General features: G+C 37.4%; 25 protein-coding genes. 10 read left to right on the top strand and 15 right to left on the bottom strand.

What is annotated here, in order from left to right; translation table 11 throughout:
• The first annotated feature begins 270 nt into the window (after nt 1–270).
• Both MT391_RS06800 and MT391_RS06795 read left to right on the top strand, forming a co-directional pair.
• Nucleotides 271–855 (top strand): YajG family lipoprotein, encoded by a 585-nt coding sequence (locus tag MT391_RS06800; RefSeq protein WP_299661007.1) that lies wholly within the window; start codon nt 271–273, stop codon nt 853–855.
• Between the two features lie 71 nt (nt 856–926).
• Complete coding sequence (locus MT391_RS06795) at nt 927–1,481, top strand: peptidylprolyl isomerase (RefSeq protein WP_499497286.1); 555 nt, start codon at nt 927–929, stop codon at nt 1,479–1,481.
• Between the two features lie 207 nt (nt 1,482–1,688).
• Here the strand turns inward: MT391_RS06795 and minE are convergent, their stop codons facing one another.
• Genes minE through minC form a run of 3 tightly spaced genes read right to left on the bottom strand, consistent with a single transcriptional unit; the run spans nt 1,689 to nt 3,514 of the window.
• Complete coding sequence (gene minE / locus MT391_RS06790; RefSeq protein ID WP_166372787.1) at nt 1,689–1,955, bottom strand: cell division topological specificity factor MinE; 267 nt, start codon at nt 1,953–1,955, stop codon at nt 1,689–1,691.
• 1 nt (nt 1,956) lies between these two features.
• Nucleotides 1,957–2,769, bottom strand: coding sequence for a septum site-determining protein MinD (gene minD, locus MT391_RS06785; protein WP_166372786.1), 813 nt, complete (start codon nt 2,767–2,769; stop codon nt 1,957–1,959).
• A 19-nt stretch (nt 2,770–2,788) separates the two neighbouring features.
• On the bottom strand, nt 2,789–3,514 hold the full coding sequence (minC, locus tag MT391_RS06780; RefSeq protein WP_166372785.1) for a septum site-determining protein MinC: 726 nt from the start codon (nt 3,512–3,514) through the stop codon (nt 2,789–2,791).
• A 126-nt stretch (nt 3,515–3,640) separates the two neighbouring features.
• Here minC and MT391_RS06775 point away from each other — a divergent pair, with 126 nt between their 5' ends.
• The 5 genes from MT391_RS06775 (at nt 3,641) to MT391_RS06755 (ending at nt 6,336) form a co-directional block, all read left to right on the top strand.
• The gene (locus MT391_RS06775) at nt 3,641–3,931 is read left to right on the top strand and encodes a YcgL domain-containing protein (RefSeq protein ID WP_166372784.1); all 291 of its coding nucleotides are present in this window, start codon (nt 3,641–3,643) and stop codon (nt 3,929–3,931) included.
• Nucleotides 3,928–4,953 (top strand): lytic murein transglycosylase, encoded by a 1,026-nt coding sequence (locus tag MT391_RS06770; protein WP_240923703.1) that lies wholly within the window; start codon nt 3,928–3,930, stop codon nt 4,951–4,953. The genes MT391_RS06775 and MT391_RS06770 overlap by 4 nt, the downstream gene beginning before the upstream one ends.
• Before the next feature lie 118 nt (nt 4,954–5,071).
• A complete protein-coding gene (locus MT391_RS06765; protein WP_166372783.1) occupies nt 5,072–5,512 on the top strand; it encodes a YcgN family cysteine cluster protein in 441 nt (146 codons plus the stop codon).
• Between the two features lie 54 nt (nt 5,513–5,566).
• Nucleotides 5,567–5,917, top strand: coding sequence for an arsenate reductase (glutaredoxin) (gene arsC / locus MT391_RS06760; RefSeq protein ID WP_166372782.1), 351 nt, complete (start codon nt 5,567–5,569; stop codon nt 5,915–5,917).
• A 35-nt stretch (nt 5,918–5,952) separates the two neighbouring features.
• Nucleotides 5,953–6,336: a DUF2069 domain-containing protein gene (locus MT391_RS06755; protein WP_166372781.1), complete on the top strand. Its 384-nt coding sequence runs from the start codon at nt 5,953–5,955 to the stop codon at nt 6,334–6,336.
• Nucleotides 6,337–6,489: 153 nt separating this feature from the next.
• Here the strand turns inward: MT391_RS06755 and MT391_RS06750 are convergent, their stop codons facing one another.
• From MT391_RS06750 to MT391_RS06740, 3 genes are all read right to left on the bottom strand, one after another.
• Nucleotides 6,490–6,936 (bottom strand): hypothetical protein, encoded by a 447-nt coding sequence (locus tag MT391_RS06750; RefSeq protein WP_499441327.1) that lies wholly within the window; start codon nt 6,934–6,936, stop codon nt 6,490–6,492.
• A gap of 192 nt (nt 6,937–7,128) precedes the next feature.
• Nucleotides 7,129–7,857 carry a DnaA inactivator Hda gene (hda, locus tag MT391_RS06745; RefSeq protein WP_028869986.1) on the bottom strand — a complete coding sequence of 243 codons (729 nt, stop codon included), beginning with the start codon at nt 7,855–7,857 and terminating at the stop codon, nt 7,129–7,131.
• 8 nt (nt 7,858–7,865) lie between these two features.
• On the bottom strand, nt 7,866–8,915 hold the full coding sequence (locus MT391_RS06740; protein WP_499497285.1) for a DUF8605 domain-containing protein: 1,050 nt from the start codon (nt 8,913–8,915) through the stop codon (nt 7,866–7,868).
• Between the two features lie 275 nt (nt 8,916–9,190).
• Between MT391_RS06740 and purM the strand changes: the two genes are divergently transcribed.
• Both purM and purN read left to right on the top strand, forming a co-directional pair.
• On the top strand, nt 9,191–10,231 hold the full coding sequence (gene purM / locus MT391_RS06735; protein WP_166372778.1) for a phosphoribosylformylglycinamidine cyclo-ligase: 1,041 nt from the start codon (nt 9,191–9,193) through the stop codon (nt 10,229–10,231).
• Between the two features lie 4 nt (nt 10,232–10,235).
• A complete protein-coding gene (gene purN / locus MT391_RS06730; RefSeq protein ID WP_499497284.1) occupies nt 10,236–10,889 on the top strand; it encodes a phosphoribosylglycinamide formyltransferase in 654 nt (217 codons plus the stop codon).
• A 124-nt stretch (nt 10,890–11,013) separates the two neighbouring features.
• Here purN and oppF read toward each other — a convergent pair whose 3' ends face one another.
• From oppF to MT391_RS06695, 7 genes are all read right to left on the bottom strand, one after another.
• A complete protein-coding gene (oppF, locus tag MT391_RS06725; RefSeq protein WP_499497283.1) occupies nt 11,014–12,012 on the bottom strand; it encodes a murein tripeptide/oligopeptide ABC transporter ATP binding protein OppF in 999 nt (332 codons plus the stop codon).
• Nucleotides 12,009–12,980 carry an ABC transporter ATP-binding protein gene (locus tag MT391_RS06720; RefSeq protein WP_166372775.1) on the bottom strand — a complete coding sequence of 324 codons (972 nt, stop codon included), beginning with the start codon at nt 12,978–12,980 and terminating at the stop codon, nt 12,009–12,011. The genes oppF and MT391_RS06720 overlap by 4 nt, the downstream gene beginning before the upstream one ends.
• A gap of 84 nt (nt 12,981–13,064) precedes the next feature.
• Nucleotides 13,065–13,967 (bottom strand): oligopeptide ABC transporter permease OppC, encoded by a 903-nt coding sequence (gene oppC, locus MT391_RS06715; RefSeq protein WP_166372820.1) that lies wholly within the window; start codon nt 13,965–13,967, stop codon nt 13,065–13,067.
• A 14-nt stretch (nt 13,968–13,981) separates the two neighbouring features.
• Nucleotides 13,982–14,902, bottom strand: coding sequence for an oligopeptide ABC transporter permease OppB (oppB, locus tag MT391_RS06710; RefSeq protein ID WP_028869979.1), 921 nt, complete (start codon nt 14,900–14,902; stop codon nt 13,982–13,984).
• A gap of 98 nt (nt 14,903–15,000) precedes the next feature.
• On the bottom strand, nt 15,001–16,635 hold the full coding sequence (locus MT391_RS06705; RefSeq protein WP_499497282.1) for an ABC transporter substrate-binding protein: 1,635 nt from the start codon (nt 16,633–16,635) through the stop codon (nt 15,001–15,003).
• Between the two features lie 289 nt (nt 16,636–16,924).
• Nucleotides 16,925–17,605 carry an LrgB family protein gene (locus tag MT391_RS06700; protein WP_499441338.1) on the bottom strand — a complete coding sequence of 227 codons (681 nt, stop codon included), beginning with the start codon at nt 17,603–17,605 and terminating at the stop codon, nt 16,925–16,927.
• On the bottom strand, nt 17,605–18,081 hold the full coding sequence (locus tag MT391_RS06695; RefSeq protein WP_166372772.1) for a CidA/LrgA family protein: 477 nt from the start codon (nt 18,079–18,081) through the stop codon (nt 17,605–17,607). Before MT391_RS06695 ends, MT391_RS06700 begins: the two co-directional genes overlap by 1 nt.
• Nucleotides 18,082–18,167: 86 nt before the next feature.
• Between MT391_RS06695 and murQ the strand changes: the two genes are divergently transcribed.
• On the top strand, nt 18,168–19,061 hold the full coding sequence (gene murQ, locus MT391_RS06690) for an N-acetylmuramic acid 6-phosphate etherase (RefSeq protein ID WP_499441340.1): 894 nt from the start codon (nt 18,168–18,170) through the stop codon (nt 19,059–19,061).
• 465 nt (nt 19,062–19,526) lie between these two features.
• On the opposite strand, the gene galU is transcribed toward murQ, so the two are convergent.
• Both galU and rluB read right to left on the bottom strand, forming a co-directional pair.
• On the bottom strand, nt 19,527–20,354 hold the full coding sequence (galU, locus tag MT391_RS06685; protein WP_299661063.1) for a UTP--glucose-1-phosphate uridylyltransferase GalU: 828 nt from the start codon (nt 20,352–20,354) through the stop codon (nt 19,527–19,529).
• A gap of 98 nt (nt 20,355–20,452) precedes the next feature.
• Complete coding sequence (rluB, locus tag MT391_RS06680; RefSeq protein ID WP_299661065.1) at nt 20,453–21,325, bottom strand: 23S rRNA pseudouridine(2605) synthase RluB; 873 nt, start codon at nt 21,323–21,325, stop codon at nt 20,453–20,455.
• Nucleotides 21,326–21,373 lie beyond the last annotated feature (48 nt).

Here is a 21,373-nt window from a genome sequence, read left to right as displayed (position 1 = left end):
TTAAGATAATATGACAGAGATCTCATTAGTAAATAATTTAGGTAGTTCGATCATATTTTATACAAAAAAGTACATTTATAAAAAAATAAGGTGTTGCAGCAAGCCGTACCTAAAATGATGGTATATAGTAAAAAATGTAACACTTTGTTAACTTAACTGATTCAATAAAACCAACCCTGTTCAAAATTAAACCAAATAGAATATTTATTAATACGATTCAATAATAGGTTTGATATGATGCATTATTATTTTTCTTCTAAGGATCTTTGAATGCTTAACACTTATAGCAAATTAGTTGCCATGCTTACCCTCTTATTTACATTAGCCAGTTGTGCCTCTTTGCCGACCGATATCAATATTAACCCAGAGCTTGATCTTGAAAAAAATGCTTATACTTTTAAGCAATCGGATACTTGGCAAATAGCTAGCCAAGACTTACGAGTTGCACGTCATTTAATTGAGATTATTGATGGGGACAATGTCGCACAACTTATCAATGAGCAACAATCATTACGTTTACTGGTTGAAAAAAGTTTAACCCAAGCTTGGATAAACAATAAATTAAAAGTAAATAAAAGCAGTGAGCACCAAGCTAATATTAAATTAATCAAAGCCCTAGCTACGGTGACTGAATCAACATTAAGCTATGATGTAGACTCACAAATGGTAATAAAAATAGAACTTAATTATCAAGGTAAAAATTTCGTTAAATTATTCCGCAGCAACAAACAGTGGGATGCGGCTTTTTCTACCAGTGCGGCAGGTATCACAGAACAACTTAATGTACAGATATCACAATTATTAAATCAAATTATTCAAGATCCAGAACTAAATAGTAAATTACAACAGTTTTAGTCACCCCAATAGCAACATTGTAAATACAGTAAGTTAATTTTTAGTAAGCAAAATATAATAAAGGAAATGATATGAAGTACATCACCGCACTGATTTTATTAGTGAGCAGCCACTTCGCCTTAGCGGCCGAAAATCCAGTCGTTATTATTGATACTAATAAAGGTCAAATTAGCGTCGAGTTATATCCCGAGCAGGCTCCTCTTAGCGTTGCTAACTTTTTAAGTTATGTACAACAAGACGGCTTTAAGGGCACTATTTTTCACCGCGTTATCAAAGATTTCATGATCCAAGGCGGCGGTTTTTTAAAAGATGGTAATCCTTTACAGACACTGCCAGCGATTAGAAATGAATCAGGCAATGGTTTAAGTAATGAACGAGGAACCATTGCAATGGCAAGAACAGGCGCGCCTCATTCGGCAACACGTCAATTCTTCATTAATCACAAAGATAATACTTTTTTGGATATGCGAGGTAGTCAATGGGGTTATGCGGTATTTGGTAAAGTGAGCAAAGGATTAGATGTTGTTGATGCCATCGCATCAGTGCAAACCGCAGCGGCAGATAAGCCTGTACAAGCGGTTATTATCAATAGCATCACATTAGTTAAACCAGCCGCTAAAGAGTAAAGCAGCTCAGTGAAAGCATTTAGTTTAATTTGAACTGAATTTGGTTTGGGTGAGTAAGTCAGGCTAGATTGAAAGCAACATTAATGGTTAATGTTAGGATTAATGTCAGGCTTAATACCTAACTTAAAATGATGTTTAGCTAAAAGTAATAAAATGCGACTACTATTAATAAGTCGCTAATAAGTCGCATTTTATTTACTTGATTGGCTATTTATTTTTTGGCAATGTCACATTAACTTCTAATACCGACATATCATCATCCGCTTTATCATTAAATTCACATTTAACATCATGCGATGAAATATCCATATACTTGCGGATAACTGCAACTAATTCTTTTTGCAACTCAGGCATATATGAAGGTACATCAAAACTTGAATGCTCATGGGCTACAATTATCTGTAAGCGATCTTTTGCTAATTTCGCTGTACCCTTTTTAGGCTTATCTTTTCTAAAATATTGTAATAATCCCATCTTAACCCCCAAATATACGGCTTAAAAAGCCTTTTTTCTCAACTGTTACAAAACGTAAATCACGCTGTATACCTAAAAGACGATCAACAGCATCTTGATAAGCTTTGCCTGCATCACTTTCTTGGTTTAAGATCACTGGTTCACCTAAGTTAGATGCACTTAACACATCCTTAGACTCAGGGATCACACCTAATAAATCAATACCTAATAGGTCATCAATATCTTCGATACTGAGCATCTCTTCGCGTTCAACACGCTCTGGAGAATAACGCGTAATTAACAAATGAACTTTAACAGGCTCCATTTGTTTTTCTGAACGGTATGACTTACTGGACAACATCCCCGTAATTCGGTCAGAATCGCGCACCGATGATACTTCAGGATTAGTGGTAACGATTGCTTCATCTGCAAAGTATAAAGCCATCATTGCGCCCTGCTCGATACCAGCCGGAGAATCACAAATAATATATTCAAAACCATCTGCTTTTAAGTCTTCAATAACCTGTGCAACCCCTTCTTGAGATAACGCATCTTTATTACGTGTTTGCGATGCAGGTAAAATGAATAAGGTATCAACACGTTTATCTTTTACTAAAGCTTGCTGTAGATTAGCTTCGCCATTAATCACATTGATAAGATCATAAACTACTCGTCGCTCACATCCCATGATCAAGTCTAAATTTCTTAGGCCAATATCAAAATCGATAACCACCGTTTTAGCACCTGTTTTGGCTAAACCGGTGCCGATAGCAGCACTACTCGTTGTTTTGCCAACGCCACCTTTACCTGAAGTGACAACAATTACCTTTGCCATATAACTTTCCTTCCTAATTTTAAATTTTATTTAAACTTGAAAAAACCATGTTTTGATCTTCTAAAGAGATTGAGCAAGAGGTTGACCACATATCTTCAGGCAAGGTATCACTTAATTTGTAAACACCTGCAATTGACACTAACTCAGGTTGCAAAACCGTACAGAATACAACCGCATCGGTATCTCCCATCGCTCCAGCTAATGCTTTACCTCTTAAGGTGCCATATATATGAATATTGCCATCGGCAATGACTTCTGCACCGGCTCCCACATCACCACGAATAACTAAATCACATTCTTTTGCATAAATTTGCTGACCTGACCGAACGCGGCCAACATGTATTTTTGTTTTTACTTCGCTGACGGTATAGTCTTGCTCGGTAGGTAAAACATCAGCAACTTCTTTATTATCTTCCATGGGCTCTGGCACAGGAGAAGTATTTACAACCTGCCTCTTAGAACCATGTAAAACCGCAATTGAATGTTCACTCGCTTGTTGTTTTTGCTGTTCTGACACTTTGCCAGTTATACCTGTCAAGATAAAACCATGCTCTTCCACGATATTTCGTAATTGTAAAAAATCGATAGCTAACGATGTTTCAACAATATTGACCACCATCGGGGTCAGAGCAAAAAATTCAGGCGCCATTAACCGTTTTCTATTTAATTCATCGGCTAGGTCTGAAAGTGTTTCATTATCAAGATTGACTACTAACAAGGTAAAATTTAACGATTTTAACGTCATAATTGTCCTTTCTTATTAAATCTTTATTATTTGACATAAAATTCAGCGGATTTCTATAAAAAATAAACGCTTATGCATGTTATAGTTTGCATCAACATTAGGCAAGTAAAGGGCTAGATAAGTATTATGTTATGTGCTGTATATAAAAGTATCCGTAAACCACAAACCTACATTTTTGTAGCAAAACGAGATGACTTTTCACAAGTCCCGACTGCTTTGTTAGAACAATTTGGTCCACCAAAATTAGTGACCGTGTTAAATATCACTGAAACCACCAAAATGGCGATGGCTGAAGCACCTAAGGTGATCAAAGAAGTGGCCAGATCAGGTTTTTATTTACAACTTCCACCACCTCCAGTTGATCATTTAAAGGATCATAAAAAACGTCAACAACAAAAACGGGGAATAGCGGAATGAATGTAATAAAGCAATTTTCAAATAAAATGGGGTACTTACTCAAAACGATATCTGTTTTCACCCTGTGTAGTTTCTCAGCAAGTAGTTTTGCCGTTGCAAAAGATGACATTTCCTTTATTAAATATGTTGAAAATCTTAAAGTGGAAGCCGCCGAGTTAGGGATCGATCAAACAATCATTAACAATGCTTTTGAAAAAGTAGAATTTTTGCAACGTAGTGTTTCATCTGACAAGCAACAACCTGAATTTAAGATGACCTTGGATACTTATATTCCTCGTGCGGTGCCGGATTGGAAAATAAAACAAGCACGACAAGCCTATGCTGATAACTATCATCTTTTACAAAAGATTGGTAAAGAATATGGCGTTCAACCACGGTTCATTGTCGCGTTATGGGGCATTGAAACAAATTTTGGCCGTTTGACTGGGCGTCATTACGTGATCTCTTCATTAACGACAATGGCTTATGAAGGTCGTCGTGAAGCATTATTTAAAAAACAATTATTTGCGGCCTTAACGATTTTAGAGCAAGGACATATTAGCCAAGATAAATTTATTGGTTCATGGGCGGGGGCAATGGGACAAGTTCAATTTATGCCTACCTCTTATTTGAATTATGCCGTTGATTACGATGGTGATGGTAAAAAGGACATATGGAATACACCAGGCGATGTTTTTGCTTCTGCGGCAAATTATTTAAAAACAGAAGGTTGGAATAACCAGCAAACATGGGGACGACAAGTTAAGTTACCTGCTGATTTTGATACTGAATTAGCAGGCATTAAACAAACAAAATCATTAGCAGAGTGGCAAGCTTTAGGCGTCCGCCGTTACGAGGGAACTGACTTGCCAAATGTTGATTTACAGGCATCAATTGTTATTCCTGACGATCAAAATGGACGTGTTTACTTAGCTTATAATAACTACAAAGTGCTAATGCATTGGAACCGTTCTTATTACTTTGCGACAGCGGTAAGTTATTTATCAGAACGTATTCTTTCACCACGCATCGTCGTTGAATAGAATTTAAGTAGCGCTCTTATAAGTAGAGGCTATAAATAAGTAATAAGTAATAAAATGGGTAATAAGCATTACCCATCGCAAAAAATAATAGTCGATTAAAAAGGTAAGTAGAAAACAAATGGAAAAATTTTGGGAAACAAAAACACTATCACAAATGTCACAAAACGAATGGGAATCACTTTGTGATGGTTGTGGTAAATGTTGTCTTAATAAAATAATCGATGATGAAACAGAAGAACTGCATTTCACTAATGTTGCTTGTCATTTATTACATACTAAAACTTGCCAATGTAAAAAATATGAAAAGCGTTTAAAACTGGTCCCTGACTGCGTCAAAATTTCATTGGATGATATAGAACAATTTCACTGGTTACCTGCAAGTTGTGCCTATAAATTATTAATAGAAGAAAAACCATTACCAGTATGGCATCCTTTGTTAACAGGTAGTCAATCAGCAATGCATAAAGGTGGTCACTCTATTCGTGGAAAAATTATTTCAGAAACACAAGTTGATCCTGATAATTTAGAAGACTATATCGCCATTTGGCCTGCAGAATAAATACCCAACTAAACACCGGCATTAAAAATAATAAATTATATAACAGAGGTTACTATGACAGACATCATTTTTTATCATAATCCACGTTGCTCAAAAAGCCGAGAAACATTAGCGTTAGTCGATAATGAACAAAACAATATTGAAATAATAAAGTATTTAGAAACGCCCCCTACTGTTGAGACAATCCAGACTTTGATCACGCAATTAGGTTTTGATTCAGCTCGCCAATTAATGCGCACTAAAGAAACGTTATATAAAGAGTTAGATCTTGCAAATGAAGATAATGAATCAGCATTAATTACTGCGATGCAAGCTAATCCAAAATTAATTGAGCGACCAATAGTAGTGGCTAACGGTAAAGCGGCGATAGGTCGTCCACCTGAATCTGTTTTAGCCATTTTATAGTGATATTAACAACAGCAAAAAATATAAGGCTTTAGATGAACACCGTACATTTTCAACGTCTTGCACAATGTGGATATTTTGGTTTATTGATTTTGGTTCCAATTTGGCATCTTTATCTATCGCCTCCCACTCTGGATATTAATCCCTGGTTAGTGATGCTGATTTGGTTGATTCCATTGCTGTTTCCTTTAAAAGGGATTGTTCAAGGTAATCCTTATACTTATGCTTGGAGTGGATTCATTGCCCTGATTTATGTCATGCATGCATGTGTCATTATAATGATCGATGAACAAGAAAGATGGCTAGCAGTAGTTGAGCTAGTATTAGCGAGTTTATTTTTGGCAGGGAATATCTATTTTGCTAAATATAAAGGACAAGAGTTAGGGTTAAGTATTCGTAAAAAGAAAGCTAAAAAGTAACCTACTTCTTACTCCTCACCCGCACACTACAACTCTCCTGATACTTCGAGCAGCGGATAAAAAAACAAGCCATTATTATAGATTAATAATGGCTTTATCGACTAACACCTTATTTGTAACGCTTAATTCCAAGGTTTAATTTCAAGGCTTCAACTATTGACTCATTTTAGCGTTTTGAATGATTAATTGCTGCTCTTTAAAATGCATATATTCAGCCTTTGAAACCATACCATCAGCATCAGAGTCCATGTTATTAAAGACGGCTTCATTTTTAGCTGCGACTTGTTCAGCAGAGGCTGCTTTAAGCTTGTTACCTTTAGATTTGTCACCTTTAAACTTTATCAACTTTTCTGAGCTATCCTCTACTTTATTAGCCGCTTTATCCGTTTCAGTAGAAAAATTGCCTTTAAATTTTTTTAACTTTTCAGCATTTTTGTGTACTACTTTATCGGCTTTTTTGTCTATTACTATTGCTGAGCTATCTATTATTGAATTATCTATTACTGAGCTATCTATTACTGAACTATTGGTTTCAGTATCAGTGGCAAAAGCACCTGCTGTCATCAACACACCACAGACCAACACAACGAATTTTTTCATGTTTATGTTTCCTTGCAATATAATATGAGGAAATTCATACCAGAGAAATCAATCAGTGAAAAGTGACTTCGAGTTATGAACTGAATTCAGACAGTTATAATCCTTTTCATACTAAGTTTCATTAATTTATATCAAAATTTACTCATCTAAGTGAAAAATTTACAAAAAGACAATAATTTTTTAAGCATTCACTTATAAGCGCAACACTTCTTTAACAAAGGGGATAGTCAGTTTCCGTTTTGCTTCTAGGGAAGCATTGTCTAATTGATCTAAAGTATTCAGCAACATACACATTTCACGAGAAAGTCGGTTTAACAAAAAGCGCCCGACATCGATGGGTAAACGCATGCCTTTTAACTGTGCTCGTAATTGTAAAGCACCCAGTTTTTCCTCATCATTGAGTGATTGCAAATGATGACAAGCCCCCCACTCTAAGCGAGAGACTAAATCTACCAATTCAATGCCAATTTGTTTTGGTAAATCACTTGCAGCTATCACTAAATTAGCACCAGGTGTGCGGTTATCTTTATTGTCTAACCAGCGATTATAAAAATCGAATAACGCTTTTTCCCATTCTTTATTACCTGCAATTGCATCCACATTATCAATACAAACTAAAGTGATATTTTCCATATTTTCAAAAATATCTAAGGTCATACTGCGATGGTGATGTAATGGGATATAAGCAACACTATCACCACGTTCATCAACTTCAGAACATAATGCATGCAACAAATGGGAGCGCCCACTACCGGATTCTCCCCACATATAGAGTATCGGCTCACCGATACCTACCACATTATTCTTAAGGAGCGTTAACAGCTCAGCATTTTGTCCTGGATAAAAGCTTGCAAAGGTTTCATCGTCAGGAAACTTTAACGCTAATAAAGGGTATTGAAATCTTAATTCATCTTGAGGCATTAAGTACTCTACGGTTGCCAATTATAGTGAAATGGAGAAACAGTCGAACCATTACTCTCTAACTGTGAATGTGCATTTAAGGCATTTTGTAAACTATTTAAGCCACCTTTTAATGTCACTGATATTTGTACTTGCTGTTCACTAATATTAATAACTTCAAACGTATCCACTGCATTTAATTCTTCAAGCAATGCGTTTAAACGCATTAAATGCGCCAATGAATGAATATTATTAATACTTAAAACCTGTGTTGCTTTCTGGCCTTTATTTTCTAAAATAGCAAATCGTTGTGCGTAATAATCTGCAATTTGATTGAGCATCGCCTGCATAACAGCTGTCTTATCACCAGTATTAGTTTGCTTAATCACAACTTGATTATTCTTATTTTTAGCCAGATGCTGTACTAACTCCCAACTTAATTGCCATTGTTGATTGTTTGCTTTGTTCAAATTAGCAACTACAAAATACTCGGCGTCATAACGTTGAGAAGCATCCGCCACGGTTTGATAAAAACGACCGCTGATATCTGAGGCTGAAACAGCTAATGCATCATCTAAATCGATTAATGGAAATTGTGTATCGATTCCACGTTCTAATTGAGCCTGTTGCAGTCCGCTAGCTACTGCTTCATCTTGCAGGCTCTTTATCATGTCTTCAGAAGTTAAACGTTTATTTTCATCTACTAACCAAATTAATGGCTTAGGACGAGTATCACCCCAGATAGGCTGGTGCATTGCAATCAGTGCACTATTAATTTTTCGCTTATCAAACAGGGCATAGTAGAAGCGTTTTTTATTTAATTCTTGATAACCAAATTGGGCTAATAAATCATCTAAGTGCTTAGTCAGTAATTTACTATCATCCAGTTTATTAATGTTTACATTACCTGATACTTTTATTAATACTTGCTTAAGTGCTTGTTCACTTAATTGTGTTTCCGTTGCACCTTGTGCTGGGACGACACCTTGGTATGGGCTTATTTCAGGTAACGCCATACTATGCATTGAAAAAAGCATACTTATTATTACGCAGAAACGTACCAAGACATTCATTTTCATCTACTTATACAACCATTTCATTTATTACTATGCAACGGATCATAAGCAGATCTTCTACTAATGCAAGTATCCGGTAGTAAATATGTAAAAAGGAAGAAATATTAAACAATATTTCCTTAATTTAGGGGCACTTCCACCTAACTTTCATCAAAATAGACAATTCTTTTCAGAAATAATTCGACCCGTGTCATATAGATGTTAAAATGCCGACAATTTTTTACCTTAACTTTCTAAAGCGATTATCGCTTTTAACTTCTATTTTGTGGGGAATACAAGTGAGCAACCAAAAAAACTCTTTAAGCTATAAAGACGCTGGTGTCGATATTGACGCAGGCACAGCATTAGTTGAACGTATTAAAGGTGTAGCAAAACGCACTAAACGTCCTGAAGTAATGGGCGGACTAGGTGGTTTTGGCGCTTTATGTCAACTACCAACGGGTTATAAAGAGCCATTATTAGTTGCAGGTACTGATGGTGTGGGCACTAAATTGCGCTTAGCAATTGATCTTAAAAAACATGACACTGTCGGTATTGACCTTGTTGCAATGTGTGTAAATGACTTAATCGTTCAAGGTGCTGAGCCATTATTTTTCTTAGACTACTACGCAACAGGTAAATTAGATGTTGATGTAGCAGCGGACGTAGTAACAGGTATAGGTGAAGGTTGTTTACAATCTAACTGTTCATTAATCGGTGGTGAAACTGCTGAAATGCCAGGTATGTATGAAGGCGATGACTACGATATCGCTGGTTTCTGTGTGGGTGTAGTTGAAAAATCAGAAGTGATTGACGGCACTAAAGTTGCTGCTGGAGATGCACTTATTGCTGTCGCATCAAGTGGTCCTCACTCAAATGGTTATTCATTAGTACGTAAAATTTTAGAAGTATCAAAAGCCGACACCAGTGCACCATTTGGTGATTCAACATTAGGTGATACGTTATTAACACCCACTAAAATTTACGTTAAATCAACTTTAGAGTTAATCAAAAACTGCCCTGTTCATGCTATTTCGCATATTACTGGTGGCGGTTTTTGGGAAAATATCCCACGTGTATTACCTGCTGGTAGTAAAGCGGTTGTTGACGGTAAGAGCTGGGAATGGCCTGCTATCTTCAACTGGTTACAAGAAAATGGTAACGTTGAAACGGAAGAGATGTACCGCACGTTCAATTGTGGTGTCGGCCTAATGATTGTTGTTCCTGACGCTGAAAAAGAAAAAGCGGTTGAGATCTTAAATGCGCAGGGTGAAAACGCTTGGGTATTAGGTCATATCGAAGATGCAGCTGAAGGTGAATCTCAAGTAGAGATTAAATAATAGTATGAGCAGCAAAAAAATAGTGGTACTTATCTCTGGTAGCGGTAGTAATTTACAAGCACTCATGGATAAGTTGCATAAACAGCAAATAAATAACCAGCACGTTGAAATTGTTGCAGTGATCAGCAATAAAGCAGATGCCTATGGTTTAGAGCGTGCTCGAGAAGCGAATATTCCGGCTATCTTAGTCGCTAGTAAAGGTGTTTCATCGCGTGATCAATACGACGCACTACTGGCCGCTGAATTAGAACAGTTACAACCTGATCTTATTTTGTTAGCTGGATTTATGCGTATTTTAACGTCTGATTTTGTTAATCAATATCAGGGCAAGATGCTCAATATTCATCCTTCTTTGTTGCCAAAATATCCTGGTGTTAATACACATCAACGTGCTATTGATGCAGGTGATGAGGCTCACGGCGCAACGGTACACTTTGTGACGCCAGAGTTAGACAGTGGCCCTACAGTATTACAGGCAAAAGTACCTGTTTTTGCTGAAGATACTGCACAGGACTTAGCGGATCGCGTATTGACCCAAGAGCATCAAATATATGCCCTTGCTGCTTCTTGGTTTGTTGGTGATCGTTTAAAAATGCAAGATCAATTTGCTTATTTAGATGGTAAACAACTAGAGCAATTTGGTTACGCTGCTGATTAAGTAAATAGTTAATTAATAATCTTTAGTAGTGGCAATCATTAATGCCTCTACCATCTATCAAAAAACCGAAGCTTGCTTCGGTTTTTTCTTATTAGAAATGCTCACCAACTAACTCTTCACTTAATTAGACATGGATACAAGCCACTGAATGAGTTGAGGTGCCTTTCAGTAAAGGTTTCTCGAGACTGCATGCCACTGTTGCGATCGGACACCGTGTACGAAATACGCATCCAGAAGGTGGTGATATAGGCGACGGTAAATCCCCTTCCAACATTTGAATCACCTTAGTGCGTTCTATTTTAGGATCAGGAATAGGTACCGCAGACATCAACGCTTTAGTATAAGGATGCTGAGGATTTTTAAATAATGAGGCAGATTCTGCCAACTCGACTTCATTACCAAGATACATCACCAATACTCGGTCAGAGATATGTTTTACCACTGAAAGATCATGTGCAATAAAAACTAGACTCAGTCTTAACTCTTGCTGTAATTCTTTTAATAAATTTACTACTTGCGCTTGAATGGAAACATCTAATGCTGAAACGGGTTCATCACAAATAATCATTTTAGGTTTCAGTATAAGTGCACGCGCTATACCAATTCGTTGACATTGACCTCCAGAAAACTCATGTGGATAACGGTTAACCAAATTCGGCAGAAGCCCTACTTTATCCATCATCTCTTTAACTTCTAATTTCACCTCTTGTTTACTTAGTTTTGGGTAAAAAGTTTGCAATGGTTCAGCAATAATATCACCAATATTCATACGTGGATTAAGTGATGCTAATGGATCTTGGAAAATCATTTGAATATCTTTACGAGTCTCACGACGCTGAACGGCTTGCATTTTAGTTAAATCTTGACCTAACCACATCACCTCACCTTCAGTCGCCGCAACTAAACCAATAATCGCACGAGCAAACGTTGACTTTCCACAGCCGGACTCACCTACAACGCCGAGGGTTTCACCTTCAAATAAACGCACATTAATACCATCAACGGCTTTTAATTTTTCGGGTTTAGCCCAGGGCCATAAGGATTTAGAGTCGATGTCAAAATATACTTTTAGGTTATTAACATCCAGTAAGAGTTTTTTTTTCATTTTTATTTGCTCGTTCATTTCGCCCAACTCTCCCAATCAGAAAAACAAGCACGTTGCCGATCGCCTGCAAATGTTATTAATGGCGGTGCTGTTTGCATGCACTCTTGAGTGACACGGTGGCAACGCTCTTGATACGGGCAACCCACAGGTAATCGTAATAAATTAGGTGGATTACCTGGAATAGTAGGTAAAACGTCATCCTCAGCATCTAAACGCGGAATAGCTTTCAACAATCCTTCAGTATAAGGGTGGCTTGGTCGATAAAAAATATCATCAACAGCACCATACTCCATGGTGCGTCCTGCATACATCACCAACACTTTATCGCAACTACCAGCCACCACTCCAAGGTCATGAGTGATCATAATGATTGCAGTATTAAACTCTTTTTTTAGCTCATTGAGTAAATCCATTATTTGCGCCTGTACCGTTACATCCAATGCGGTCGTCGGTTCATCGGCAATTAATAATTTAGGACGACATAATAATGCCATTGCAATCATAACGCGCTGTCGCATTCCACCTGAAAATTCATGTGGATACATTTTAATACGCGCTCTCGCTTCTGGGATTTTAACCGCTTCTAACATACGCACTGATTCTTCAAAGGCCTCACTTTTACTCATGCCTTTATGCAGAATCAATACTTCCATCAGTTGCTCACTCACCCTCATATAAGGATTAAGAGACGTCATTGGATCTTGGAAAATCATCGCAATTTGCTCAGCTCTGATTTTATTTAATGCAGCTTCTGGTAAGTTAAGAATCTCATTACCTTCAAACTTTGCACTGCCTTTAATTAGGCCATTTTTCGCCAGCAGCCCCATAATAGCAAATACTGTTTGCGATTTGCCTGAGCCTGATTCGCCCACAATACCTAAGGTTTCACCGGGTTCCAATGAGAAGTTTAAATCGTTTACTGCGGTGACCGTGCCATCTTGAGTGCTAAACTCAACACGTAAGTCTTTGACATCTAATAAACTCATTTTTATGTCCAATAATAGTTATTTGTAGAGTGAACCGATAACGTTTATTACTATCGGCCCGTACCTATTTGTTATTGCTTTACACTATCTGTCTTTAGGGTCTAAAGCATCACGTAAACCATCACCCACATAATTAAAGCAAAATAAGGTCACGATCATAAAACAAGCAGGGAAAATCAACTGCCAAATCGCCACTTCCATCGTTTGTGACCCCTCTTGCAACAAAGCGCCCCAACTGGTCATCGGTTCTTGTACACCAAGACCTAGAAAAGATAAAAATGATTCAGTTAAGATCATGCTAGGAATTAATAATGTTGAGTACACCGCTACAATCCCTAATACATTAGGTACAATATGACGGGTGATAATTTTCCAATTACTAACCCCACTAACGTGCGCCGCTTCAATGAACTCTTTACTGCGTAAACTCAATGTTTGGCCACGTACAATACGTGCCATATCCAACCAAGCAATCGCGCCGATAGCGACAAATATTAATACAATATTTCGTCCAAAAAAGGTCACTAATACAATCACTAAGAACATAAATGGTACGGCATATAAAATCTCTAATATGCGCATCATAATGCGGTCTGTTCTACCACCTATATAACCCGATGTCGCGCCATAAAGCGTTCCAATCAATACCGCAACTAAGGCGCCTAACACTCCCACCATTAGCGATATTCGACCACCGATTAAGGTGCGAACATAAAGGTCTCTGCCTAAACTATCTGTACCGAAAAGATGCAAAGCAGAAGGAGCTTCATGCAATGCATACCAATCGGTATCATCGTAAGTAAACTCCGCAAACATAGGTAAAAAGATAACGGCTAACACCATTATTGTTAATATCACTAAACTGATCATGGCCGCTTTGTTGCGCATAAAGCGAATTTGCGCATCTTTCCATAAACTACGTCCTTCAATTTCTAAGTTTTCTGAGAATTTTTCTATCGCGTCTAGATTTTCTTTTTTTGTTAACATCATTTCTGTCCCAATCAATAGCGAATTTTAGGATCAATCGCCGCGAGTAAAATATCAACAACGGTATTGAATATAATGAATAAAAAGCCAATTAAAATGGTTACGCCCATCACTAGCGAGTAATCACGATTAAATGCGGCATTAACAAATAATTTACCAATACCCGGTAAACCAAAGATGGTTTCTATCACCACAGATCCGGTGATAATCCCAACAAAAGCAGGCCCCATATAAGAAACCACAGGTAACATAGCGGGTTTTAATGCATGCTTAAGTACGATATAGGTGTAACTTAAACCTTTGGCTCTAGCGGTACGAATGAAGTTACTATTTAAAGTTTCAATCATACTGCCGCGTGTTATTCGAGCAAAAGTGGCCACGTAAAGTAACGACATACCGATCACCGGTAAAAACATATATTGAAAAGAGCCATCTAACCAACCGCCCGCGGGAAACCAGCCGAGATAGATAGAAAAAACATAAATGAGGGCAGGTGCAAGTACAAATGAGGGCATCACTACCCCGATCATGGCCGTGGACATGATCGTATAATCTATCCAAGTATTTTGCTTCAACGCAGCTATCGTCCCGACCCCGACGCCCATTATTAATGTAAATACAAAAGCAGCTGCACCGACTTTTGCTGAAACAGGCAGTGCACTAGCCACTAATTCATTGACGGTAAAATCTTTATATTTAAAAGAAGGACCAAAATCACCTTGTAACACATTAGTTAAGTAGGTCGTATACTGCTCAAATACAGATTTATCTAATCCATATTTAGCATTAATGTTTTCCATCACCTCAGGTGGGAGCGGGCGCTCCGTAGAAAAAGGATTACCCGGTGCAAAGCGCATTAAGAAAAAAGAGATAGTGATCAACACCAGCAGTGTAGGGATCGCTTCTAATATTCTTTTAGCGATGAATTTAAACATAAACGCACTCTTTCTGTGTATTAAATGACAATTAATAAATACATCAGACGATATGCTGTAGTGCTATATCGGCTGATGTGTATTATCAATTAATGAATTTACTGTTTGATATAAAGGTCTTTTGAAAAGATCTTATCTTCAGCATTATTAGTAGGGAAACCACCAACATGAGGATTAACCAAACGCGCTTTAACATATTGATAAATAGGCGCAATCGGCATATCTTTGGCTAAAAGAACTTCCGCTTCTGCATATAAAGCATTACGTTCTTGGTCATCTGTAGATAATAGTGCTTTGTTCATGATTTGATCGTACTCAGCACTCTTGTATTTAGGATCGTTTGAGCTGTTATTACTCTGCATTAAAGAAAGAAATGAGGATGCTTCATTGTAATCACCACACCACCCAGCACGCGTCACATCGAAATCACCCTGGCGACGTGTATCAAGGTACGTTTTCCATTCTTGATTTTCTAACTGCACATCGACACCCAATGATTTTTTCCACATTGATTGAATCGCAGCAGCAATTTTTTTATGGTTTTCAGATGTGTTGTATAGCAGTGTGAATTTAAGTGGGTTTTGTTTGTTAAATCCCGCTTCTGATAACAGATCTTTTGCTTCTTGAACACGTTGCTTTTGAGTAAGTTTTCCATAGGCAGGCATTTGCGGATGAAATCCAGCAACAATTTCAGGCGTTAAGAAATAAGCCGGTTTTTGCCCCTGCCCAAGTAAAAACTTGGTGATCACATTGCGATCAATCGCATAGGAAAGTGCTTTACGAACGCGCACATCGTTAAAAGGTGCCTTAGCATTATTAAAACCATAATAGTAAGAACATAAATTACCAGGAATCGACACTGATTCCGCATGATCTTTTGCTAGACGTTTATAATGTTCATTAGGCAGTTCATTGGTGATATCAATCTCGCCAGAGAGAAAGCGATTCATTTCAGACACTTGATTTTCGATCGGTAAAAATGTCACTTTAGTTAACACCGTATGTGCATTATCCCAATAGTAGTTATTTGGTACTAATTCAATACGTTCATTAACCACCCAATTGGCAATAGTAAACGCCCCATTACCAACAAAGTTTTCCGGCTTAGTCCATTTATCTCCAAACTTTTCAATGCTTGCTTTATGCACGGGTTTAACCGTGGTGTGGCCCATCATTTTAACAAAATAAGGCACCGCTGTAGTTAACGTCACTTGCAAGGTATAAGGGTCAATCGCTTTTACACCTAGTGTTTCTTTATCAGCTGTTCCTTCGATAATTTCTTTGGCATTGACCATATTAGTCATTTCTAAATACCATGCATAAGGTGAAGCCGTAGCAGGATCAACGACACGTTTAAAGCTATATACAAAATCTTCAGCAGTCACAGGGTCACCATTTGACCATTTAGCATCTTTGCGCAAATGAAACGTAAATAATTTGTTATCGGTCGTTTCCCATGATAAAGCGACACCAGGAATAGTATTTCCCTGTGAATCTTGATTAACCAGACCTTCTAACAGATCACGAATAACATGTGATTCAGGCACACCTTCAGTTTTATGTGGGTCTAATGAAGCTACTTCGGTGCCATTGCCACGTACTAGTTCTTGTACTTTAGCCAACTGGGTACCCGCAGGCACATCCGCAGCAAAGGCAGAAAAAGAAGTACTTGCCAACGTTAAGCCAACACTTAATAAAACTGCTTGGGTAATTTTATTTTTGAGCCTTTCCATGTCATTCAACTCCTAAGTATTTATAGATAAAGGACTTATTAGGTATTAAATATTGCTTATTTAAACCACTCATACGTGGCTAATTCCTACTTAACACCTAAAAGTAAGGGAAACAAACTACCATAACGAAGCTTATTTTCCATAAAATAGATTGATTATCATGACATTTTATCGAATAAGTCAATATTTCAGGGTGTTTGTACAAAAACAAGGCAAGAAAAGAAATGATCAGTAATTAAACTCGATTTCTGATTTGTATTAAGTAGTGAATTTGAACAACCAGTGAGCATTATTCAATCAACCAATGATATAAAACCGGCATGATCAGGGCTGAAAGGATCGCACAAATAATTAACGCTATCGATGAAAAAGCCCCAGCTTCCTCATCTTCTTCTAATATTTTAGAAGTGCCTAAGGCATGAGAGGCACAACCAATTGCAACACCAACTGCCTGAGGATGCTTAATTTTACACAGCGATAAAAATGGTAGGCCAATACTGGCACCAATAATGCCGGCAAAAATAACCATCGCAGCAGTCAAAGAAACAATACCGTTAAGATGCGCACTAATTTCCATGGCAATAGGTGTGGTAACCGATTGTCCAGCAAAAGAAGCAGCGGTAACTAAATCAGCACCCAATAGCGGCATAATGTAAAATGCACAGAAAAACGCAACAAAAACAGCCAATAAACAACTGATCAAAATAAACTTAAGGCGAGCTTTGATCAATTTAAGCTGCAAATATAATGGCACTGCAAGCGCAACAATAGCAGGCTCTAATAATGCTGTGATAATAGAGGTCCCCTGCTTATATTCAGCAAAAGGAATATCAAATATTAATAACGTAGCAATCAGAGAAAATATGGTGACAAGCACAGGGTTTAATAACGCAGTCGGCTTTACTTGATACAACTTTTTAAAAGCAAAGAAAAATAATAGTGTCAGTGGAGCTGCAACATAAATAAACATTATTCCCCCTCCTTGACTAACCATTGATAACAATGCCCGACCATAAATAAAGTAAGTAACGTTGTGAAAAACAATGAGAAAACAATAACTAACCAATGTGTTGCAATTAATTCAAAATAGTTGACTAATCCGACACCGATCGGAATAAATAATAAAGCTAAATATTTAAGCACTAGGTTACCAGTAAACTCTATCCAACTTAATTTAACTAAGCCTAAAGATAATGCTAAAAATAACAGCAACATACCAAGAATAGAAGCCGGAAAAGTAATTTGAAAGTAAGTAGTAATAGCTTTTGCTAAACTTAGAAAAAGTAAAATAATAAAGCAACCTAACAGCAAAGCTAATAGGTTAAATAATAACTCAACATTTTTGTTTTTTTTATTAGACACATTCTTTACAGAGCTATCTTTTTGCTCTGCTTGACCTGCGTTTGTTTTATGATGCGTTAAAGGTGTTTTCGAAGGCTTGGTCATGATATCAATTCAACTCATTTCAGTGAGCTGTTATTATAACAACTTACGCCCCTAATGTGACAAGCAATTATAGTGAAATCCTTATTATGAGTTTATCTTTAAAACACTTTACTACCGAAAGTCGTAATCAAACCAGTGCCAATATTGATACTTTATCAAGCTTAGAGATGCTCACTATTATTAATAATGAAGATCAAAAAGTTGCACTTGCAGTGGCCAAGATTTTACCTGCTATTGCACAAGCAGTAGATACAATTCAATCAGCCTTTGCTGCAGGAGGCCGTTTACTTTATTGCGGAGCAGGCACTTCTGGCCGTTTAGGTATTTTAGATGCCAGTGAATGCCCGCCAACCTTTGGTAGCCCCGCTGAACAAGTGATAGGTTTAATCGCAGGTGGCAAACCCGCTATTTTAAAAGCGGTTGAAAATGCAGAAGATAACCTTCACGCTGGGCAACAAGATTTACAAGCCATCGACTTAAAAGAAAACGATGTTGTTGTTGGTATTGCTGCCAGTGGACGAACTCCCTATGTGATCGGTGCTATGCAATATGCTAAACAACAAGGTTGTAAGGTGATCAGTTTATGTTGTAACGAAGGCAGTAAAATGGCTGAAATTGCCGATATCGCTTTAGATGTCATTGTTGGACCAGAGGTAGTCACTGGCTCCTCAAGAATGAAGGCTGGCACAGCACAAAAAATGGTGCTTAATATGCTCACCACAGGTGCCATGATTAAAAGTGGTAAAGTATTTGGCAATTTAATGGTGGACGTACAAGCGACCAATGCCAAACTAATTGAGCGTCAAAAAAAGATAATAATGGAAGCGACAGACTGCAGCAGAGAGACAGCCGAATTGGCGCTAACCGAGTCAGGTCATCACTGCAAAACAGCGATCGTCATGATATTAACTAACACTAATGTAGAGCAAGCAACAGCAAGTCTGCAACAACATAAAGGCTTTATACGTCAATGTATTTAGTAAAATACTCATAATACTTAAAAAAGTAAACGTTGATTATAATAAGCAGCGTCCAAGAACTCGAAAAAAGATTAAAAACGAGGAATTATAAACTTGTAAACTAAAATTAATTTCTTATCTTTTCCATTAGTTTTTTGACTTAACCTTCTTCAACCTTCGTGCCTTAGTGGTTAATTGCTTTTCGCTTTTGGTTTAAGTTTTAAAAACATAAAGCAACCACGAAGCCGCTGCACTGCACAGAGGAAACGAAGAAAAATTAAAAAACGAGGAATTATAAACTTGTTGGCTAAAATTAATTTCTTATCTTTTCCATTAGTTTTTTGATCTAACCTTCTGCGCCCTTCGTGTCTTCGTGGTTAATTGCTTTTAATTTTTATTTTAAATAAAGCAAAAAAATGCCGTTCAGGTAAATGAACGGCATTATAAATAATAACTTATGAAGTTAAGAAGTTAAGAAGTTAACATTTACTCTTCGTATAAATTTTCATAAACGAAGTTTGTTGCTTCTATATAGCCCGGTACACTACCACAGTCAAAACGTTTACCTTTAAATTTATAAGCTAATACACAACCAGATTTAGCTTGTGCTAATAAAGCGTCAGTGATTTGAATTTCACCGCCTTTACCAGGTTTAGTATTTTTCAATATTTCAAAGATATCTGGCGTTAAAATATAACGTCCGATAATCGCAAGGTTACTTGGAGCTGTTCCTGGCGCTGGTTTTTCAACCATGTCATCAACACGATAAATATCATCTCTGATCACCGAACCTTTGATCACACCATATTTATGAATTTGATCTTCAGGTACTTCTTCAACGGCAACAATAGAACAACGGAACTGCTCATATAAAGCAGCCATTTGCTTTAATACACCATCACCACCTTGGTTGATGCATAAGTCATCAGCTAATACGACCGCAAACGGTTGATCACCGATTAGCTCTTGCCCTACTAAAATTGCATGACCTAAGCCTTTCATTTGACGCTGACGAATAAAAGAAAAAGTAGCAGTATCCATAATTTTACGAATATCTTTTAACTTTTCTTCTTTTGGTGTACCACTAATTTCTTTCTCTAATTCATAATTATGATCAAAATGGTCTGAGATAGAGTGCTTACCACGGCCAACCACAATCCCCATGCCGGTCATGCCCGCTTCAATTGCTTCATCGACACCAAATTCGATTAAAGGTTTATTAACCAGTGGCATCATCTCTTTTGGCATTGATTTAGTAGCAGGTAAAAAGCGTGTGCCATAACCAGCTGCTGGAAATAAACATTTTTTAATCATAATCCCTCACTTAATGAATACATTTACTTGACCTAAGTCTACTTTATCATCATTTTATAGATAAAACACGTACCATAATAGCGTTATATATTAATGAATTAGCTTCTTGTACGTGTCACTCGACGACGTTCACCGGCTTTACGATGCTGATTATGTTTCTTCACGGCACGACGAATTCTTGCTTGTGGATTAGATACTTTATTGGTATCAATGCGAACTTTAGTTTCTGTTTCGCGTGGCATACTCACTAACTTACGTAAGTAGTTCACTTCTTTCAGTGAAAGCTCCTGCCAACCACCCTGCGGTAATTGATTGTTTAGCATAATATTACCGTAACGAACACGCATCAAACGGCTAACTTGCAAACCTTGGCTTTCCCATAAACGACGAACTTCGCGCGTACGGCCTTCGGTTAATACAACGTGGAACCAACGGTTAATGCCTTCACCGCCATGTTCTTTAATATCTAAGAATTTTGCTTCACCATCTTCAAGTTGAACACCTGTACGTAAGCGGTTTAAAATTGCTTCCGTTACATCACCAAATACGCGTACTGCATATTCACGTTCAATTTGTTGGCTCGGATGCATCATTTTGTTAGCAAATTCACCATCAGTGGTAAACAGTAATAAACCTGACGTGTTAATATCCAAACGTCCGATCGAAATCCAACGAGCGCCTTTCATCTGTGGTAGACGGTCAAAAACAGTTTTACGGCCTTCTTCATCACTACGCGTACAAACTTCACCTTCGGGTTTGTTATAAACCAGAATTCGACAAACAACACTTTCTGCAGCTTGGTATTTAACAACATGCCCATCAACACGGATAACTTGATCCTGTGTCACACGTTCGCCTAATTCAACAATTTTACCATCAAGACTTACACGTCCTTCAGAGATAACTGCTTCCATTTTACGGCGAGAGCCTAATCCTGCACGGGCTAATACTTTCTGTAATTTTTCACTCATATTCTTTTCCTTTGGGTAATTCACATTATGCCAATAAATAATGTTAGC

The sequence above is a fragment of the Vibrio sp. 1-Bac 57 genome (assembly GCF_037546855.1).
Classification (GTDB): Bacteria; Pseudomonadota; Gammaproteobacteria; order Enterobacterales; family Psychromonadaceae; genus Psychromonas.
The sequence above is the reverse complement of the archived record's forward strand: the minus strand, read 5'-3'. Positions and strand labels throughout refer to the sequence as shown.

Excerpts from the sequence above, each read along its gene's own strand:
- MT391_RS06800 (WP_299661007.1), top strand. The coding sequence starts at position 271 with ATGCTTAACACTTATAGCAAATTAGTTGCCATGCTTACCCTCTTATTT.
- MT391_RS06795 (WP_499497286.1), top strand. The coding sequence starts at position 927 with ATGAAGTACATCACCGCACTGATTTTATTAGTGAGCAGCCACTTCGCC.
- minE (WP_166372787.1), bottom strand. The coding sequence starts at position 1,955 with ATGGGATTATTACAATATTTTAGAAAAGATAAGCCTAAAAAGGGTACA.
- minD (WP_166372786.1), bottom strand. The coding sequence starts at position 2,769 with ATGGCAAAGGTAATTGTTGTCACTTCAGGTAAAGGTGGCGTTGGCAAA.
- minC (WP_166372785.1), bottom strand. The coding sequence starts at position 3,514 with ATGACGTTAAAATCGTTAAATTTTACCTTGTTAGTAGTCAATCTTGAT.
- MT391_RS06775 (WP_166372784.1), top strand. The coding sequence starts at position 3,641 with ATGTTATGTGCTGTATATAAAAGTATCCGTAAACCACAAACCTACATT.
- MT391_RS06770 (WP_240923703.1), top strand. The coding sequence starts at position 3,928 with ATGAATGTAATAAAGCAATTTTCAAATAAAATGGGGTACTTACTCAAA.
- MT391_RS06765 (WP_166372783.1), top strand. The coding sequence starts at position 5,072 with ATGGAAAAATTTTGGGAAACAAAAACACTATCACAAATGTCACAAAAC.
- arsC (WP_166372782.1), top strand. The coding sequence starts at position 5,567 with ATGACAGACATCATTTTTTATCATAATCCACGTTGCTCAAAAAGCCGA.
- MT391_RS06755 (WP_166372781.1), top strand. The coding sequence starts at position 5,953 with ATGAACACCGTACATTTTCAACGTCTTGCACAATGTGGATATTTTGGT.
- MT391_RS06750 (WP_499441327.1), bottom strand. The coding sequence starts at position 6,936 with ATGAAAAAATTCGTTGTGTTGGTCTGTGGTGTGTTGATGACAGCAGGT.
- hda (WP_028869986.1), bottom strand. The coding sequence starts at position 7,857 with ATGCCTCAAGATGAATTAAGATTTCAATACCCTTTATTAGCGTTAAAG.
- MT391_RS06740 (WP_499497285.1), bottom strand. The coding sequence starts at position 8,915 with ATGAAAATGAATGTCTTGGTACGTTTCTGCGTAATAATAAGTATGCTT.
- purN (WP_499497284.1), top strand. The coding sequence starts at position 10,236 with ATGAGCAGCAAAAAAATAGTGGTACTTATCTCTGGTAGCGGTAGTAAT.
- oppF (WP_499497283.1), bottom strand. The coding sequence starts at position 12,012 with ATGAACGAGCAAATAAAAATGAAAAAAAAACTCTTACTGGATGTTAAT.
- MT391_RS06720 (WP_166372775.1), bottom strand. The coding sequence starts at position 12,980 with ATGAGTTTATTAGATGTCAAAGACTTACGTGTTGAGTTTAGCACTCAA.
- oppC (WP_166372820.1), bottom strand. The coding sequence starts at position 13,967 with ATGTTAACAAAAAAAGAAAATCTAGACGCGATAGAAAAATTCTCAGAA.
- oppB (WP_028869979.1), bottom strand. The coding sequence starts at position 14,902 with ATGTTTAAATTCATCGCTAAAAGAATATTAGAAGCGATCCCTACACTG.
- MT391_RS06705 (WP_499497282.1), bottom strand. The coding sequence starts at position 16,635 with ATGGAAAGGCTCAAAAATAAAATTACCCAAGCAGTTTTATTAAGTGTT.
- MT391_RS06700 (WP_499441338.1), bottom strand. The coding sequence starts at position 17,605 with ATGTTTATTTATGTTGCAGCTCCACTGACACTATTATTTTTCTTTGCT.
- MT391_RS06695 (WP_166372772.1), bottom strand. The coding sequence starts at position 18,081 with ATGACCAAGCCTTCGAAAACACCTTTAACGCATCATAAAACAAACGCA.
- murQ (WP_499441340.1), top strand. The coding sequence starts at position 18,168 with ATGAGTTTATCTTTAAAACACTTTACTACCGAAAGTCGTAATCAAACC.
- galU (WP_299661063.1), bottom strand. The coding sequence starts at position 20,354 with ATGATTAAAAAATGTTTATTTCCAGCAGCTGGTTATGGCACACGCTTT.
- rluB (WP_299661065.1), bottom strand. The coding sequence starts at position 21,325 with ATGAGTGAAAAATTACAGAAAGTATTAGCCCGTGCAGGATTAGGCTCT.